This is a genomic window from Corynebacterium frankenforstense DSM 45800 (assembly GCF_001941485.1).
GTDB classification, from domain to species: domain Bacteria; phylum Actinomycetota; class Actinomycetes; order Mycobacteriales; family Mycobacteriaceae; genus Corynebacterium; species Corynebacterium frankenforstense.
Genome location: NZ_CP009247.1, coordinates 2,410,731 through 2,425,277, shown reverse-complemented (window position 1 = coordinate 2,425,277; position 14,547 = coordinate 2,410,731). Strand labels below are relative to the sequence as shown.

At 71.5% G+C, this 14,547-nt stretch carries 15 protein-coding genes; 10 read left to right on the top strand and 5 right to left on the bottom strand.

The genetic code is table 11. The annotated features are described in order from the left end of the window. Nucleotides 1–3: 3 nt before the first annotated feature. Together CFRA_RS10595 and CFRA_RS10590 are read right to left on the bottom strand one after the other, a co-directional pair. Entirely contained in the window at nucleotides 4–675 is a 672-nt protein-coding gene (locus CFRA_RS10595) for a biliverdin-producing heme oxygenase (RefSeq protein WP_075664630.1), read from the bottom strand. Nucleotides 676–906: 231 nt separating this feature from the next. Continuing rightward, nucleotides 907–1,518, bottom strand: a complete 612-nt coding sequence (locus CFRA_RS10590; protein WP_075664629.1) for a DUF1707 SHOCT-like domain-containing protein — start codon at nucleotides 1,516–1,518, stop codon at nucleotides 907–909. 187 nt (nucleotides 1,519–1,705) lie between these two features. Here CFRA_RS10590 and CFRA_RS10585 point away from each other — a divergent pair, with 187 nt between their 5' ends. Beyond that, on the top strand, nucleotides 1,706–4,663 hold the full coding sequence (locus tag CFRA_RS10585) for an FAD-binding and (Fe-S)-binding domain-containing protein (protein WP_075664628.1): 2,958 nt from the start codon (nucleotides 1,706–1,708) through the stop codon (nucleotides 4,661–4,663). A gap of 18 nt (nucleotides 4,664–4,681) precedes the next feature. Here the strand turns inward: CFRA_RS10585 and CFRA_RS10580 are convergent, their stop codons facing one another. Beyond that, entirely contained in the window at nucleotides 4,682–5,143 is a 462-nt protein-coding gene (locus CFRA_RS10580) for an NAD(P)-binding protein (RefSeq protein ID WP_075664627.1), read from the bottom strand. A gap of 245 nt (nucleotides 5,144–5,388) precedes the next feature. Here CFRA_RS10580 and CFRA_RS10575 point away from each other — a divergent pair, with 245 nt between their 5' ends. From CFRA_RS10575 to CFRA_RS10540, 8 genes are read left to right on the top strand one after another with little or no spacing between them, the layout of a single operon-like run. Next, nucleotides 5,389–7,077 carry a nitrite/sulfite reductase gene (locus CFRA_RS10575; protein WP_075664626.1) on the top strand — a complete coding sequence of 563 codons (1,689 nt, stop codon included), beginning with the start codon at nucleotides 5,389–5,391 and terminating at the stop codon, nucleotides 7,075–7,077. Further along, nucleotides 7,074–7,346 carry a hypothetical protein gene (locus tag CFRA_RS10570; protein WP_075664625.1) on the top strand — a complete coding sequence of 91 codons (273 nt, stop codon included), beginning with the start codon at nucleotides 7,074–7,076 and terminating at the stop codon, nucleotides 7,344–7,346. The genes CFRA_RS10575 and CFRA_RS10570 overlap by 4 nt, the downstream gene beginning before the upstream one ends. A 51-nt stretch (nucleotides 7,347–7,397) precedes the next feature. Continuing rightward, nucleotides 7,398–8,186, top strand: a complete 789-nt coding sequence (locus tag CFRA_RS10565; protein ID WP_075664624.1) for a phosphoadenylyl-sulfate reductase — start codon at nucleotides 7,398–7,400, stop codon at nucleotides 8,184–8,186. Continuing rightward, nucleotides 8,183–9,097: a sulfate adenylyltransferase subunit CysD gene (gene cysD / locus CFRA_RS10560; RefSeq protein WP_075664623.1), complete on the top strand. Its 915-nt coding sequence runs from the start codon at nucleotides 8,183–8,185 to the stop codon at nucleotides 9,095–9,097. Before CFRA_RS10565 ends, cysD begins: the two co-directional genes overlap by 4 nt. Continuing rightward, nucleotides 9,097–10,392, top strand: coding sequence for a sulfate adenylyltransferase subunit 1 (locus CFRA_RS10555; RefSeq protein WP_075664622.1), 1,296 nt, complete (start codon nucleotides 9,097–9,099; stop codon nucleotides 10,390–10,392). The genes cysD and CFRA_RS10555 overlap by 1 nt, the downstream gene beginning before the upstream one ends. Before the next feature lie 4 nt (nucleotides 10,393–10,396). Beyond that, nucleotides 10,397–11,107, top strand: coding sequence for a sirohydrochlorin chelatase (locus CFRA_RS10550; protein ID WP_075664621.1), 711 nt, complete (start codon nucleotides 10,397–10,399; stop codon nucleotides 11,105–11,107). Between the two features lie 21 nt (nucleotides 11,108–11,128). Beyond that, nucleotides 11,129–12,064 (top strand): sulfite exporter TauE/SafE family protein, encoded by a 936-nt coding sequence (locus tag CFRA_RS10545; RefSeq protein ID WP_075664620.1) that lies wholly within the window; start codon nucleotides 11,129–11,131, stop codon nucleotides 12,062–12,064. 49 nt (nucleotides 12,065–12,113) lie between these two features. Continuing rightward, a complete protein-coding gene (locus tag CFRA_RS10540) occupies nucleotides 12,114–12,440 on the top strand; it encodes an ArsR/SmtB family transcription factor (protein WP_083666970.1) in 327 nt (108 codons plus the stop codon). A gap of 28 nt (nucleotides 12,441–12,468) precedes the next feature. Here CFRA_RS10540 and CFRA_RS10535 read toward each other — a convergent pair whose 3' ends face one another. Together CFRA_RS10535 and CFRA_RS10530 are read right to left on the bottom strand one after the other, a co-directional pair. After that, a complete protein-coding gene (locus tag CFRA_RS10535) occupies nucleotides 12,469–12,963 on the bottom strand; it encodes an Hsp20/alpha crystallin family protein (protein WP_075664618.1) in 495 nt (164 codons plus the stop codon). Between the two features lie 157 nt (nucleotides 12,964–13,120). After that, on the bottom strand, nucleotides 13,121–13,654 hold the full coding sequence (locus CFRA_RS10530; protein WP_075664617.1) for a type 1 glutamine amidotransferase domain-containing protein: 534 nt from the start codon (nucleotides 13,652–13,654) through the stop codon (nucleotides 13,121–13,123). A gap of 177 nt (nucleotides 13,655–13,831) precedes the next feature. Here CFRA_RS10530 and CFRA_RS10525 point away from each other — a divergent pair, with 177 nt between their 5' ends. Beyond that, complete coding sequence (locus tag CFRA_RS10525; RefSeq protein WP_075664616.1) at nucleotides 13,832–14,401, top strand: nucleosidase; 570 nt, start codon at nucleotides 13,832–13,834, stop codon at nucleotides 14,399–14,401. The last annotated feature ends 146 nt before the right edge of the window (nucleotides 14,402–14,547 follow it).

Here is a 14,547-nt window from a genome sequence, read left to right as displayed (position 1 = left end):
GCATCAGGCCCGGGCGCTGTGAACCAGGTGGCGTTCGCCGAGCTCGGCGAAGACCGCGTGGTTGAGCGCGAAGGCCAGCGAGGCCTCCTTGACCGCCGCCCGGTACTCGCGGTCGTCGAGATCGAGGCGGTCGAGGCGCTCGCGGTAGCCGTCGCGGTAGGGCTTGATCTTGCCCACCGCGGAGAAGTCGTAGAAGGTCGTCGCCTCGGCGCCCAGGCCGTAGGCCTGGTGCATCTTGCGGGCGATGATCTGCCCGCCGGACATGTCGCCGAGGTAGCGCACGTAGTGGTGGGCGACGAGGCGCGCCGCGTCGCCGGCCGCGGCCAGCTCCTCGAGGTGGGCGACGTAGGCCCGGGTGGCCGCGCCCTCCGGCAGCTCGCTGCGCCAGTTCACCCCGGCCATCGCGGTCATATCCGCGGCGATCGCGGCGTGGCGTTCCAGCCGGGGGTCCGCCAGGCTGGTCAGCCGCGAGTCGCGGGCGGCGACCGTGCGTACGGCCTTCTCGAGCGCGGTGTAGACGCGCTGCAGCTGCGCGGTGTAGTCGGCCAGCGCGGCCACGGGCAGGGTGCCGCCGACGAGGGCGCCCATGAAACCGGCGTTCTCGGCGTCGGAGTGTGCCTCGGTGGTGCTCGTGCGCAGGTCGCTCGCAAGTGAGCGCAGGGTCGTGCTGGTCATCTCGGATCCTTCCGGTCCATCCGTTGGTAGATGAGGCTTACCTTAGACGCAAAAACGGGGGTCGAGAAGACCCTGAATCCAACATCGTTCTTTCGGCTGATCTGCTTCTTCCTCCGGTTCTTCCTCCGGTTCTTCCCCCGGCTCCACCCCCGCGCCGTCGACCACCGGCTCTTTCCCCCCCGCGCCGCCGACCGCCGGCTCCACCCCCGCCGCGCCGGTCACCGGCTCCTCCTACTGCTGCCCCCGGCTGCCGAGGAAGTTCTGGGCGATCCCCATCGCCTGGTCCGTCAGCTCCTCGCGCCTGCGGCGCTGCTCGGCACGCTTCTCCGCGGTGCGCAGCCGCTCGGCGGAGTAGATCTCGCGCAGGCGCTCCCGTTCCAGCTGTGCCGGTGAGGGGGCGTACCAGGAGTCCGGGCCGACCTTGGCCACGTAGAGCAGGATGAAGACCACGGGCACCAGCGCGAGCGCGACCCCGAGGATCGTCGCGCCGGCCACACCGGGGACGGCGGCGCCGACGACCGTGCCGCTGATCGCGGCGACGGCGCTGAGCATCAGCGCCGCGGCCCGGGGATGCCGGCCGCGCTTGCGGGCGGCGGCGATCTCGCTCGCGGAGTAGACGGCCTCGCCGGCGTCGCCGGCGCGGAAGACGCTGCGCGGCAGGTCGGTGAAGAGCACGTCGAGTTCGCGGCGCACCTGCGCGGCGGCGGCCGCCTGGCAGCGGGAGTCGTATTCGGTCAGGTCCAGACGCCCCTCGGCCATCGCGCGGCCGAGCGCGGACATGGCGGCCGAGCGGTCGGCGTCGGAGAGCCGGACCTCCGGGGTCCTGGAGTTCTGCGGGGTCACGTCACCGATCCTACCGGGCGCCGCGCCACCGGTCATCGGGGAAAACCCTGATCCGCGCCATCGTCGCCGGCGTCCCGTCCGCACCGCCGCGGTCGCCCGACCCGCACCCCCGCGCCACCCCCATCTTGCGGATAGGCGAGCCTCAGCACACTACGCGCGGCCACCCCCGCGATTCTACCCTCGTCATATGAGCCCCATCGCCGCGAAGAACCCCCACCGCATCGCGCGCCCCGACGTCCGCCAGCTGGACGGCAGGACCGAGTTCCCCGACCGCGTGCCCGACCACATGGCCGCCGGCACGCCCGAGCCCCTCAAGGGCGACCTGATCCGCCTGCTGGGCGAGGACAAGGTCCTCCACCGGGCGATCGACCTGGTCCGCTACGCCACCGACGCCTCGCCCTACCGCATCCTGCCCCAGGTGGTGGTCACCCCGGAGACCACCGACGACCTGGTCAAGCTGATCAACTACACGCGCGGCACCGGCCGCCACCTCACCTTCCGCGGCGGCGGCTCCTCGCTCAACGGCCAGGTGCAGACCGACGAGATCCTCGTGGACATGCGCCACCACTTCCGCGGCATGGTCCTCGAGGGCACGGTGCTGCGCGTGCGCCCCGGCGAGGTCCTGCGCAACGTGCAGGCCGTCCTCGCCCGCTCCGGGCGCCGCTTCGCCCCGGACCCGGCCAGCGAGTCCGTGGCCACCATCGGCGGCATCCTCTCCAACAACTCCGGCGGCATGCGCTGCCCGCCGGAGCAGGACAGCTACCACAGCCTCGAGTCCGTGCGCCTCGTGCTCGCCTCCGGCACCGTCGTCGACACCGGCGAGCCGGACGCGGACGCGAAGCTGGCCGCCGCCGAGCCGGAGATCCACGCCGGCCTGGCCGCCCTGCGCGACGAGATCCGCGCCGACGAGAAGCTCGTGGCCCGCCTGCGCCGCAAGTTCTCCATCCGCAACACCAACGGCCTGCGCCTGGACGCCTTCCTCGACGAGGACCTGCCCGTCAAGATCCTCGGCCGCCTCATGGTCGGCTCCGAGGGCATCCTCGGCTGCATCGACGAGGCGCGCCTGCGCACCCTCGAGCTGCCCACCAGGCGCGCCGTGACCTGGGTGATGCTGCCGCGCCTCGACCTGGCCGCCGGCTACGTCGCGGACATCGTCAAGGCCGGCGCCGCCGCCTGCGAGCTGCTCGTCTCCCCGGTGCTGCGCGAGTCCGTCGGCAACTTCGCCGGCGCCGAAGAGTCCTGGGCCGACCTCTCCGACGACGACTCCGCGCTGCTCGTCGAGGTCGCCGGCCGCGACGAGGAGGAGCTCGAGGAGAAGATCGCCGCGGTGCGCGAGGTGCTCGCCGACGCGGAGCTGACCAGCCCGCTGGAGTTCATGTACGACAAGGTCTCCATGGACCAGGCCTGGGAGATTCGCAGCGGGCTCATGCCGCTCTTCTCGACGACGCGCCCCGACGGCTCCGCGCTGCTCACCGAGGACGCCTGCTGCCCGCCGGCCGAGGTCGGCGCCGCGTCGAAGGACCTGATGGACCTCTTGACCTCCTTCGGCTACCCGCCGATGGTCATGGGCCACGCCGCCTACGGCAACCTGCACTTCTTCCTCACCCCCAACTTCGAGGACGAGGCTGCCCGCGACGAGTACGCCCGCTTCATGCAGGCCTTCTCCGAGCTGATCCTGGACAAGTACGACGGCTCGATGAAGGCCGAGCACGGCACCGGCCGCAACATGGCGCCGTTCGTGCGCCGCGAGTGGGGCGACCACATCTACGAGCTGTTCTGGCGGGTCAAGAAGCTGCTCGACCCGCACGGCGTGCTCAACCCGGGCACCAAGCTCAGCCTCGACGACGAGATCGCCATGCGCGACTTCAAGAGCTACCCGCGCATCGAGGAGGTGGCCAACGCCTGCATCGAGTGCGGCTTCTGCGAGTCGATCTGTCCCTCGCGCCACGTCACCGTCACCCCGCGCCAGCGCATCGCCCTGCGCCGCGAGATGGCCCGCCAGCCCGAGGGTTCCCCGGTCCTCGACGCGCTGCACGCCGACTACGGCTACGACGCCGTCGACATGTGCGCCGCCGACGGCACCTGCGCGATCGCCTGCCCGATCTCCATCGACACCGGCGCGATGATGAAGCAGTTCCGCGCGCTCGAGGCCACCGAGACCGCCGACCGCATCGCCCTGGCGCTGGCCAAGCGCTGGGAGACCGTCGAGGCCGCCGCCCGCACCGGGCTCGGCGCCGCCGACATCGTCACCCGGGTGCTCGGCAAGCCGGCCGGCACCGCGCTCGTCTCCGGCATCACCTCGCTGGCCCGCAAGGTCGTGGCCACCGACCTGATGCCCTCGGCGGAGAACGGCCTGCCGCCCGCCGCCGACGCGAGCCTGCCCGACACCGAGTCCCAGGGCGCGGCCGCCGTCTACTTCCCGGCCTGCATCAACCGCATGTTCGGCCGCTCCAACGGGGAGAAGTCACTGGCCCAGACGCTGGTGGACCTCTCCGCGCGCGCCGGGCGCCCCGTGGTCATCCCCGACGACGTCGCCGGCTCCTGCTGCGCGACGCCGTTCTCCTCCAAGGGCTACAAGCCCGCGAAGAAGTACATGTCCGAGCAGCTCGCCCGCGACCTGATCCGCTGGTCGGACCACGGCCGCCTGCCCGTCGTCGTCGACGCCGCCAGTTGCACGCACAACATCCTCGACGAGATCCCCGGCCAGCTCGACGGCGAGCTCGCCGAGCAGTTCGGTGAGGTCCGCGTGCTCGACGCCGTCGAGTGGGCGCACGACGAGCTCGTGCCCGCCCTCGAGGTCACCCACCGCGCCGGGCGCGTGGCCGTGCACCCGAACTGCTCGCTGCAGCACATGGGGCTGGCCGACGAGCTTGTCGACGTCGCGCGCTTCGCGGCCACGGACGCGTTCGTCCCGCACGGCGCGGCGTGCTGCGGCGCGGCCGGCGACCGCGGCCTGCTGCACCCCGAGCTGCTCGAGGCGGCCACCCGCGACGAGCGGGCCGGCCTCGAGTCGGCGGAGGCGGACATGGCCGTCGACGCCTACGTCTCGGCCAACCGCACCTGCGAGGTGGGCATGGAGCAGGTCACGGGCCGCGACTTCGAGCACGTGCTCTACCTGCTCGACGAGGCGACCCGCAGGGACTAGACGCGGGGCGGCTCCGCCCTAGACGCAGACGGGCACGCCGGTGGCGCGGCGCGTGAGCTCGCGCCACTCCGCGAGCCCGCCGACGGCCTCGCCCGGCCCGGCGGTCCAGGTGGTGTGGGCCAGCCCGCGCTCGTCGAGCAGGGCGGCCAGGTCGCCGGCGCCCGCCGGCTCCACGCGCCCGAGCGCGTCCAGGAGCGCGGCGGTGTCGGCGTGGGTGCCGGAGACACCGGGGACGGTGCTCAGCACGGCGTCGTAAATCGAGGCCAACTCGGCGGCGGTGACGTCGCGGCCCACGGTGACGTTGCCCAGCAGGCGCACGCGGTCGGTGCGGAACCAGCGCAGCAGGCCGGCGGGGGCGGGGCGGGCGTCGATGAGGTCCACACACAGCGGCGGCAGGGCTCGGGCGATCCTGTCCGCGGCGACGATGCCGGCCGGTCCGGCACCGACGACCGCGACGCGGGGTACTGCGACGTCGGTCATCGTGGGGTCCTTTCCTAGACTGGGTTGTCTAAAAATTTAGCACCCGGGGCGGAAAAACGGCGTGTTTTCATTCAGAACGCATCTGTGAGCTGTTTCATTCACGGTGTTAGTGTCTCCTAAAATGCCTGCGCAGAGCGTATAAGAAACGATAGACCATGTGGTTCACGGTTGAATAGACCGAGCGGTATTTCTAGGGTGTGTCGCATCCCACTGAACACGTCTCCGCACCCCGAGGAGCGGCACCCATGGCACCCACCACCACCAAGGTCCGAGAGCGCAAGCGCACCCCGCGCAAGAAGAAGCCCGAGGGCCAGTGGAAGATCGACGGCCGCGAGCCGCTCAACGACGACGAGCGGATCAAGCAGGCCGACCCGGCCTTCGCCGTGCGCCGGCGCGTCATCGACGTCTACTCCAAGCAGGGCTTCGACTCGATCGCCCCGGAGGACATCGCCCCGCGCTTCAAGTGGCTCGGCATCTACACCCAGCGCCGCCAGGACCTCGGCGGCGAGTACACGAGCAAGCTCGAGAACTCCGAGCTGCAGGACCGCTACTTCATGATGCGCGTGCGCTTCGACGGCGGCCTGGCCAGCCCGGAGAAGCTGCGCGCCGTCGGCGAGATCTCGCGCGACTACGCCCGCTCGACCGCCGACTTCACCGACCGGCAGAACATCCAGCTGCACTGGATCGAGATCGAGAACGTCCCGGCGATCTGGGAGAAGCTCGAGAGCGTCGGCCTGTCGACGATGATGGGCTGCGGCGACGTCCCGCGCGTCATCCTCGGCTCGCCGGTGGCCGGCGTGGCCGCCGAGGAGATCATCGACGGCACCCCCGCCATCCGCGAGATCCAGGAGAAGTACCTGCACAGCGGTGACTTCGACAACCTGCCGCGCAAGTTCAAGACCGCCATCTCCGGTCACGCCCGCCAGGACGTCACGCACGAGATCCAGGACATCTCCTTCGTCGCCTCCGTGCACCCCGAGCACGGCCCCGGCTTCGCCTGCTTCGTCGGCGGCGGCCTGTCGACCAACCCGATGCTCTCGAAGTCGCTCGGCGTCTGGGTCCCGCTCGAGGAGGTCGCCGAGGTCTGGGCCGGCGTGGCCGGCATCTTCCGCGACTACGGCTTCCGCCGCCTGCGCAACCGCGCCCGCCTGAAGTTCCTCGTCGCCCAGTGGGGCATCGAGAAGTTCCGCCAGGTCCTAGAGGACGAGTACCTGCACCGCAAGCTCATCGACGGCCCCGACGTGGGCACCCACCCCGGCTACCGCGACCACATCGGCGCCTACCCGCAGAAGGACGGCAAGTTCTACCTGGGCGTCAAGCCCACCGTCGGCCACACCAGTGGCGAGCAGCTGATCCGGATCGCGGAGGTCGCCGAGCGCTTCGGCGTCACCCGCATCCGCACCACCCCGGAGAAGGAGCTGCTCTTCCTCGACGTCGAGCGCGAGGACCTGACCAAGCTCTCGGCGGCCCTCGACGAGGTCGGCCTCTACGCCCACCCCTCCGAGTTCCGCCGCGGCATCATCTCCTGCACCGGCCTGGAGTTCTGCAAGCTCGCCCACGTGACCACGAAGGCCCGCGCCATCGAGCTCGTCGACGAGCTCGAGGAGCGCCTCGGCGACCTCGACGTGCCGCTGAAGATCTCGCTCAACGGCTGCCCGAACTCCTGCGCCCGCACGCAGGTCTCCGACATCGGGCTCAAGGGCCAGACCGTCACCGACGCCGACGGCAACCGCGTCGAGGGCTTCCAGGTCCACCTCGGCGGCTCGATGAACCTCGACCCGAACTTCGGCCGCAAGCTCAAGGGCCACAAGGTCATCGCCGACGAGCTCGCCGACTACGTCACCCGCGTCGTCGGCCGGTTCAAGGAGCAGCGCCACGAGGGCGAGCAGTTCCGCGAGTGGGTCGTGCGCGCCGACGAGGAGGACATCAAGTGAGCCTGCGCCGCGAGCCGAACCCGAACCGCAACCACCCGCTGTACTGCCCGTGGTGCGCCGGCGAGCAGCTCTTCCCGGCCGAGGAGAGCGACTTCGCCTGGAAGTGCTCCGACTGCACCCGCGTCTTCGAGGTCCGCTACTTCGGCCAGGACGACCCGCCGCAGCGGCCCGCGCCGGCGCGCTCCACCTCCGCCGCGCTGGCCGACTCCCTGCGCCGGCACGCGGGGGACCCCGTCCTCGGCGGCGCTGCGGGCACCCCCGAACACTGACACACTGACCAGCACACCCCGACCCGAGAGAACGAGAGAAAGGAGGCCACCGTGACGAGCGTGAACCTGCTGGGCAACGACTCCGGCGGCGCGCACTACCGCGACCCCGAGGTGTCGCCCGAGGGACCCCGCGAGACCGAGCCGCTGAGCCCCGAGACGGCCGCCGCCAACGAGCGGCTGGTCGACGAGTGGGCCGACCGCCTCCACGACGCCCCCGCCGACGAGATCATGGAGTGGGCCCACGAGCACGCCCCGGGCGCGATCGCGGTGACGATGTCCATGGAGAACACGGTGCTCGCGGAGCTCGCCGCCCGGCACCTGCCCGAGGCGGACCTGCTCTTCCTGGACACCGGCTACCACTTCGCGGAGACCCTGGACACGGCCCGCGCGGTCGACGAGCGCTACGAGCTGCCCCTGGTCACCGCCCGGCCGATCCTCACCCGCGCCGAGCAGGACGCGACCTACGGCCCGGACCTCTACCGCTCGAACCCGACGGCCTGCTGCCGGATGCGCAAGGTCGAGCCGCTGGCCCGGCAGCTCTCCGGCTACGTCGGCTGGGTCACCGGCCTGCGCCGCGCCGACGGTCCGACCCGCGCGCACGCGCCGGCCCTCTCGCTCGACCACACCGGTCGGCTGAAGATCTCCCCGATCATCACCTGGACGCTCGAGGAGACCCAGGAGTTCATCGACGCCAACCACCTCGTGGAGAACCCGCTGACGCACCAGGGCTACCCGTCCATCGGCTGCGCCACCTGCACCCTGCCCGTCGCCGAGGGCCAGGACCCGCGCGCCGGGCGCTGGGCCAACTCCACCAAGACAGAATGCGGACTGCACTCATGACGACCACCACCATCTCCCCGCTCTCCCCGCACCTGAAGGAACTCGAGGACGAGTCGATCCACATCCTGCGCGAGGTCGCCGGACAGTTCGACCGGACCGCGCTGCTGTTCTCCGGCGGCAAGGACTCCGTGACCGTCTTCGAGCTGGCCCGCCGCGCCTTCGCCCCGGCGGCCGTCCCCTTCGAGCTGCTGCACGTCGACACCGGCCACAACTTCCCGGAGGTCCTGCGCTTCCGCGACGAGCTCGTCGAGCGCACCGGCGTGCGCCTGCGCGTCGCCCGCGTCCAGGACTGGATCGACCGCGGCGACCTCGTCGAGCGCCCCGACGGCACCCGTAACCCCCTGCAGACGGTCCCGCTCGTCGAGACGATCGAGGAGCAGGGTTACGACGCCGTGCTGGGCGGCGCCCGGCGCGACGAGGAGCGGGCGCGCGCCAAGGAGCGCGTCTTCTCCGTGCGCGACTCCTTCGGCGGCTGGGACCCGCGCCGCCAGCGCCCCGAGCTGTGGGACCTCTACAACGGCGGGCACCTGCCGGGCGAGAACATCCGCGTCTTCCCGATCTCCAACTGGACCGAGTCGGACGTCTGGGAGTACCTGGGCGCGCGCGACATCGACCTGCCGGAGATCTACTTCGCCCACGACCGCGAGGTCTTCGAGCGCGACGGCATGTGGCTGACCCCCGGCGGGTGGGGCGGGCCCCGCGAGGGCGAGGAGCTGGTCACCCGCCGGGTGCGCTACCGCACCGTCGGCGACATGTCCTGCACCGGCGCGGTGCTCTCCGAGGCGGCCACCGTCGACGAGATCCTCGCCGAGATCGCCACCTCCACCCTCACCGAGCGCGGCGCGACCCGCGCGGACGACCGGCTCAGCGAGTCGGCCATGGAAGACCGCAAGAAGGAAGGCTACTTCTGATGACGACCGCCACCGCCCCCGCGCACGCCAGCGACGCCCTGGCCGACCGCGAGACCCTGCGCCTGTGCACCGCCGGCTCCGTCGACGACGGCAAGTCGACCTTCGTCGGCCGCCTCCTGCACGACACCCGCTCGGTGCTCGCCGACCAGCTCGCCAGCGTCGAGCGCACCAGCGCCGACCGCGGCTTCGACGGCCTCGACCTCTCGCTGCTCGTCGACGGCTTGCGCGCCGAGCGCGAGCAGGGCATCACCATCGACGTCGCCTACCGCTACTTCGCCACCGACCGGCGCACCTTCATCCTCGCCGACACCCCGGGCCACGTGCAGTACACGCGCAACACGGTCACCGGTGTGTCCACCAGCCAGGTCGTCGTGCTGCTCATCGACGCTCGCCACGGCGTGGTCGAGCAGACCCGCCGCCACCTGACCGTCGCCGCGCTGCTCGGCGTGCGCACCGTCGTGCTCGCCGTCAACAAGATCGACCTCGTCGACTTCGACGAGCGGGTCTTCCGCGACATCGAGTCCGACGCCCGCGCCGTCGCCGACGACCTCGGCATCGACGACCTCAAGGTCGTGCCCATCTCCGCCCTGCTCGGCGACAACGTCGTCGAGCGCGGGGCGAACATGGACTGGTACACCGGCCCGACCGTCCTCGAGATCCTCGAGGGCGTCGAGGTCGCCCGCGGCCGCGCCAACGACCTGGACTTCCGCTTCCCGGTCCAGTACGTCATCCGCGAGCACGCCTCCGACTACCGCGGCTACGCCGGCCGCGTGAAGGCCGGCACCGTGCACGTCGGCGACACCGTCACGCTGCCCGAGGGCCGCGAGGCCGTCGTCGCCCACATCGACACCCCGGACGGCGAGGTCGAGTCCGCCACCGCCGGCGACTCCGTCGTGCTCCGCCTCGACCGCGAGATCGACATCGTGCGCGGCGACCTCATCGCCGGCGCCGGGCGCCCGGAGGCCACCCGCCGCTTCGCCGCGACCGTCGTGGGCTTGAGCGACAAGGAGCTCACCCGCGGCAAGCGCGTGAAGATCCGCTACGGCACCCGGCTCACCCGCGGCCGGATCACCTCCGTCGACAGCATCGTCTCGATTGACGACGCCGCGCCCGTCGCCGAGGGCGCCGACCTCACCGTCGGGCTCAACGACATCGCGCACGTCACCGTCGACGTCGCCGAGGCGTTGCCCGTCGAGGACTACGCCGCCCGCGGCGCGGTCGGATCCTTCCTCGTCGTCGACCAGGCCGACGGTGACACGCTGGCCGCCGGACTCGTCGGGACCAGGCTGGGGTGAGACCGTGGAACCGCTGCTGATCACGCTCTCGCACGGCTCGCGCCGCCCCGGCGCCGCCCGGGGCAGCCGCGCGCTGACCTCCGCGGCCGCCGCGCGCTGCGCCACCACCGGGGTCTCCGCCTTCCTCGAGCTGGCCACCCCCTCGCTGCCCGAGGTCGCCCGCGTCCTGCCCGCCGGCACCCCCGCCGTCGTCGTGCCCCTGCTGTTCAGCGCGGCCCACCACGCCAACGTCGACGTCCCCGCCGCCGTCGCCGCGGCCCGCGACGCGGGCCTTCAGGCCCGCGCCACCCACGGCCTCGGGTTCGGGTCCGAGACCGCGGGGGTGCTGCGCGACGTCGTCAATTCCGAGGCGCCGGCAGGCGCCGACCTGGCCCTCTACTCGGTCGGGTCCTCGCACGCCGACGCCAACGCTCAAGTCCGGGGGCTCGCCGCCGAGCTCGGCGCGCTGACCGGGCGCAACGCCTCCCTGGTCACCGCCACCAACGGCCCCGACCCGGCCGAACGCCTCGCCGAACTGGCCGCCGCGGCCGGCCCGCGCGGGCTGCACCTCGTGCCCCTCTTCGTCACCTCGGGCCTCCTGCTCGACCGTCTCGTGCGGGCGCTTCCGCGCGTGCAGGACGCCACCGGGGTGACCGTCACCCGATCCGGCCCGCTGGCCACCCGGCTCGCCGACGTCGTCGCCGACCGCTTCCGCTCGGCGCTCATCTACGCATGACTCCCTGAAGGAGATCCGACCATGACCACCCTCATCCTCATCGCCCTCGCCGGGCTGGCGGCGCAACTCGTCGACGGGGGCCTGGGCATGGGCTTCGGCGCCACCTCGACGACGATCCTCATCGCCCTCGCCGGCCTCGGTCCGGCCCAGGCCAGCGCCGTGGTGCACACCGCGGAGATGGGCACCACCCTGGTCAGCGGCGTGAGCCACTGGCGCTTCGGCAACGTCGACTGGCGCGTCGTGCTGCGCCTGGCGGTGCCCGGGGCGGTCGGCGCCTTCCTCGGCGCGACGGTGCTCTCCAACCTGGACACCGAGGCCGCCCGGCCGATCACCGCGACCGTGCTGACGGCCATCGGAGTCAACCTGGTCTGGCGGTTCTCCCGGGGGCGCGTGCGGCGCGACTACTCCGGGCGCGGGCACTCCACGGGCTTCCTCGGCACGCTCGGCGCCTTCGGCGGCTTCATCGACGCCACCGGCGGCGGGGGCTGGGGTCCGGTGACCACCTCCACGCTGCTGACCCTCGGCAAGACCGAGCCGCGCCGGGTCGTCGGCACCGTCAACACCGCCGAGTTCCTCGTGACCACCGCGGCCGTCGCCGGCTTTGTCGTCGGCCTCTGGGACGACCTGGTGGCCAACCTCGCCGCCGTGCTCGCGCTGCTGGTCGGCGGGTGCATCGCCGCGCCGATCGCGGCGTGGCTCGTCTCCCGGATGAACCCCGCCGCACTCGGCGGGGTGGTGGGCACGCTGCTCGTGCTGCTCAACCTGCCCGTCGTGCTCGCCCCCTTCGACGTCACCCCCGGGGTGCTCTGGGGTCTGCGCCTGACGGTCCTCATCGTCGGCGGCTCGCTCGCCCTGCGCGGCTGGCTGCGGGCCCGGGCGGCGCTGGCCGTCGAGCCCGAGCGGCAGACCACCGTCAACGCCGAGCCGACGGGCACGCTGCTCGGCGACCCGCGTTAGGGCTGTAGGTCGCGGTGGGTACGCCCGCGCACGCGATAGGATGGGGCCCATGAGCGGGCGCGAGGAACTCCTTGACCTGGCCGACCGGTGGGCCGGCCTGTTCAAGCTGCTCGGGGACCCGACCCGCCTGCGCCTGCTGGCCGTCATGCACCACCGCGCGCCCGGCACCGCCACCGTCACCGACCTCGCCGAGGCCACCGGGGTACGCGTGGCGACGGCCTCCGCCGCGCTGCGCGCGATGGAGGCCGCCGGTGTGGTCAGCGGGGAGCGCGTCGGCCGCGAGGTCCGCTACACGCTGGACAACTCACGCATCCACGACGTGCTCCACCACGTGGGGTTCTCCCACGACAGCTACTCCCACGAGTCGTTGGACTAATTGAGGCCGGTCCCGGCCGGGCCGGGGACTAGTTCTCCCCGGTCTCGCTCGCGGCCTCGCTCTCGGCCTCGATCGTCTTCCGCGGCTCCGAGTGGGTCACGGAGATCTTGCGGCTCTTCGCGCGCTCGGCCAGCGGGAGGGTGACCGTCAGCACGCCGCCGGAGTAGTCCGCGGTGACGTTCTCGTTGTCCACGGAGTCGCCGACGGTGACCTGGCGGCGGTAGGTGCCCGTGAAGCGCTCGTTGGTCACCCACGAGGTGCCGTCCTCGCTGGTGCCCTCGTGCACCGTCGGACCGGTGGAGCGCTCGGCGGAGATCGTCAGCACACCGTTGTCGATGTCGATGTCGATGCTCTCGGGGTCGACACCCGGCAGGTCGGCGTTCAGGACGTAGTTGTTGCCCTCCTTGTAGAGGTCCAGCGGCATGAAGCGCGGGGTGCGCGAGGTGGCCCCGGCGCCGCTGCCGAAGACCTGGCGGGCCAGGTTGTCGAGCTGGGTGAAGGGGTCGTACTGGACGAGTGCCATGATGTTCTCCTCTGCGTCTCTCAAACTTGCTTACACCCTACTCAACTCTTTGCGGCCGAGGTTTATTCCAACGCGCTCAACTTTTCTTGTTTTGGCTGGTCCAGACATGCGTAAGCCCCGCCGACGGTGAGGTCGGCGGGGCCGTCGTCAATCTCTCTTAGTGGATGCCCTCGGCGAACTCCTCGACGATCTTGGCGTTGAACGCCGGCAGGTCGTCCGGGGTGCGGGAGGTGACCAGGCCCTGGTCGCACTCGCACTCGGAGTCGACCCAGGTCGCGCCCGCGTTGGTCAGGTCGGTCTTGAGCGACTTGAACGAGGTGACCGTGCGGCCGCGCAGGGCGTCGGCGTCGGCCAGGATCCAGGGGCCGTGGCAGATGGCGCCGATCGGCTTGCCGGCCTCGGCGATACCGCGCACCAGGGCGACGGCGTTATCGTCGGTGCGGATGATGTCGGCGTTGTTCGTGCCGCCGGGCAGGATCAGCGCGTCGAAGTCCTCGGCCTTCGCGTCCGCGGTGGTCAGGTCGACGGTGACCTCGGCGCCCTTCTTGCCGGTGATGGTGCCCGACTCGGTGGAGACGACCTTGACCTCGGCGCCCTCGGCCTTGACGGCCTCGACCGGGCTGGTCAGCTCGGAGTCCTCGAAGTCGTTGGTGGCGACGACGGCGACCTTGACGTTGTCCAACTGGCCCATGACTCTTCCTCCTGATTGATCGGTAACGTTTACGGCACCGAGGGTAACCATCGGCGCGCACTATTCAAGGTTTCCTGCGCAGCGGTGGTCTCGGGGCCTGCTTTGGTCATATCTGTGTCGTTGTCTGTGTCTGTGTCTGTGTCGTCTTTGCCGTCGTCTCTGTCAGGGGAGTCCCGCATGTCCGCACCCGTGCTCTTTGTCGCCGCCGACCGTGGCGAGGCCGCCGGCCTCCCGTCCGGGGCGGAACTCCTGGTCACAGGCGTGGGGCTCGTGCGCGCGGCCGCCGCGGTGGCGCGTCGGTTGGCGCGGCGCGAGTACTCGCGGGTGGTCAACATCGGTACCGCCGGCGCGCTCCACGACGGCATGCGCGGCGTATTTGAGGTCGAGACCGTGACCCAGCACGACCTCGACGTCGCCGCGATCGAGCGGATCATGGGTGTGCCGTTCCCGGTCGAGCTCTCGCTGCCGCTCGTCGGCGGGGGCGCGCTGCCCACGGCGCGCCTGGCCAGCGGCGACGCCTTCATTTCCGATGCCGCCGTCCGTGCGCGCCTGGCCGCCTCGGCGGATCTCGCTGAGATGGAGGGTTACGCCGTCGCGTGGGCCGCGCGCGAGGCCGGCGTCCCCGTCACCCTGCTCAAGCAGATCAGTGACAACGCCGACGACGAGTCTGAGGCGCGCTGGCTCGGAGCCCTCCCGCGCGCCGCCGTCGAACTTGCCGACGCCGCGCGCACCCTCGGCTTCGTGTGAGGGCGCGGCGTCGGCGGTGGGGCGGTTGGCGTTCAGTGTCGACGGGTTGTGGTTGCGGGTTGCTGGTGCTTGGTGCTTGGTGCTTGTTGGTTGTTGCTTGTTGCTTGTTGCTTGACGACGGTCGTGGGTCGCTCTGATGGTGGGTA

Coding starts and splice junctions, on each gene's coding strand:
- CFRA_RS10595 (WP_075664630.1), bottom strand. CDS start 675: ATGACCAGCACGACCCTGCGCTCACTTGCGAGCGACCTGCGCACGAGC.
- CFRA_RS10585 (WP_075664628.1), top strand. CDS start 1,706: ATGAGCCCCATCGCCGCGAAGAACCCCCACCGCATCGCGCGCCCCGAC.
- CFRA_RS10580 (WP_075664627.1), bottom strand. CDS start 5,143: ATGACCGACGTCGCAGTACCCCGCGTCGCGGTCGTCGGTGCCGGACCG.
- CFRA_RS10575 (WP_075664626.1), top strand. CDS start 5,389: ATGGCACCCACCACCACCAAGGTCCGAGAGCGCAAGCGCACCCCGCGC.
- cysD (WP_075664623.1), top strand. CDS start 8,183: ATGACGACCACCACCATCTCCCCGCTCTCCCCGCACCTGAAGGAACTC.
- CFRA_RS10555 (WP_075664622.1), top strand. CDS start 9,097: ATGACGACCGCCACCGCCCCCGCGCACGCCAGCGACGCCCTGGCCGAC.
- CFRA_RS10545 (WP_075664620.1), top strand. CDS start 11,129: ATGACCACCCTCATCCTCATCGCCCTCGCCGGGCTGGCGGCGCAACTC.
- CFRA_RS10540 (WP_083666970.1), top strand. CDS start 12,114: ATGAGCGGGCGCGAGGAACTCCTTGACCTGGCCGACCGGTGGGCCGGC.
- CFRA_RS10535 (WP_075664618.1), bottom strand. CDS start 12,963: ATGGCACTCGTCCAGTACGACCCCTTCACCCAGCTCGACAACCTGGCC.
- CFRA_RS10530 (WP_075664617.1), bottom strand. CDS start 13,654: ATGGGCCAGTTGGACAACGTCAAGGTCGCCGTCGTCGCCACCAACGAC.
- CFRA_RS10525 (WP_075664616.1), top strand. CDS start 13,832: ATGTCCGCACCCGTGCTCTTTGTCGCCGCCGACCGTGGCGAGGCCGCC.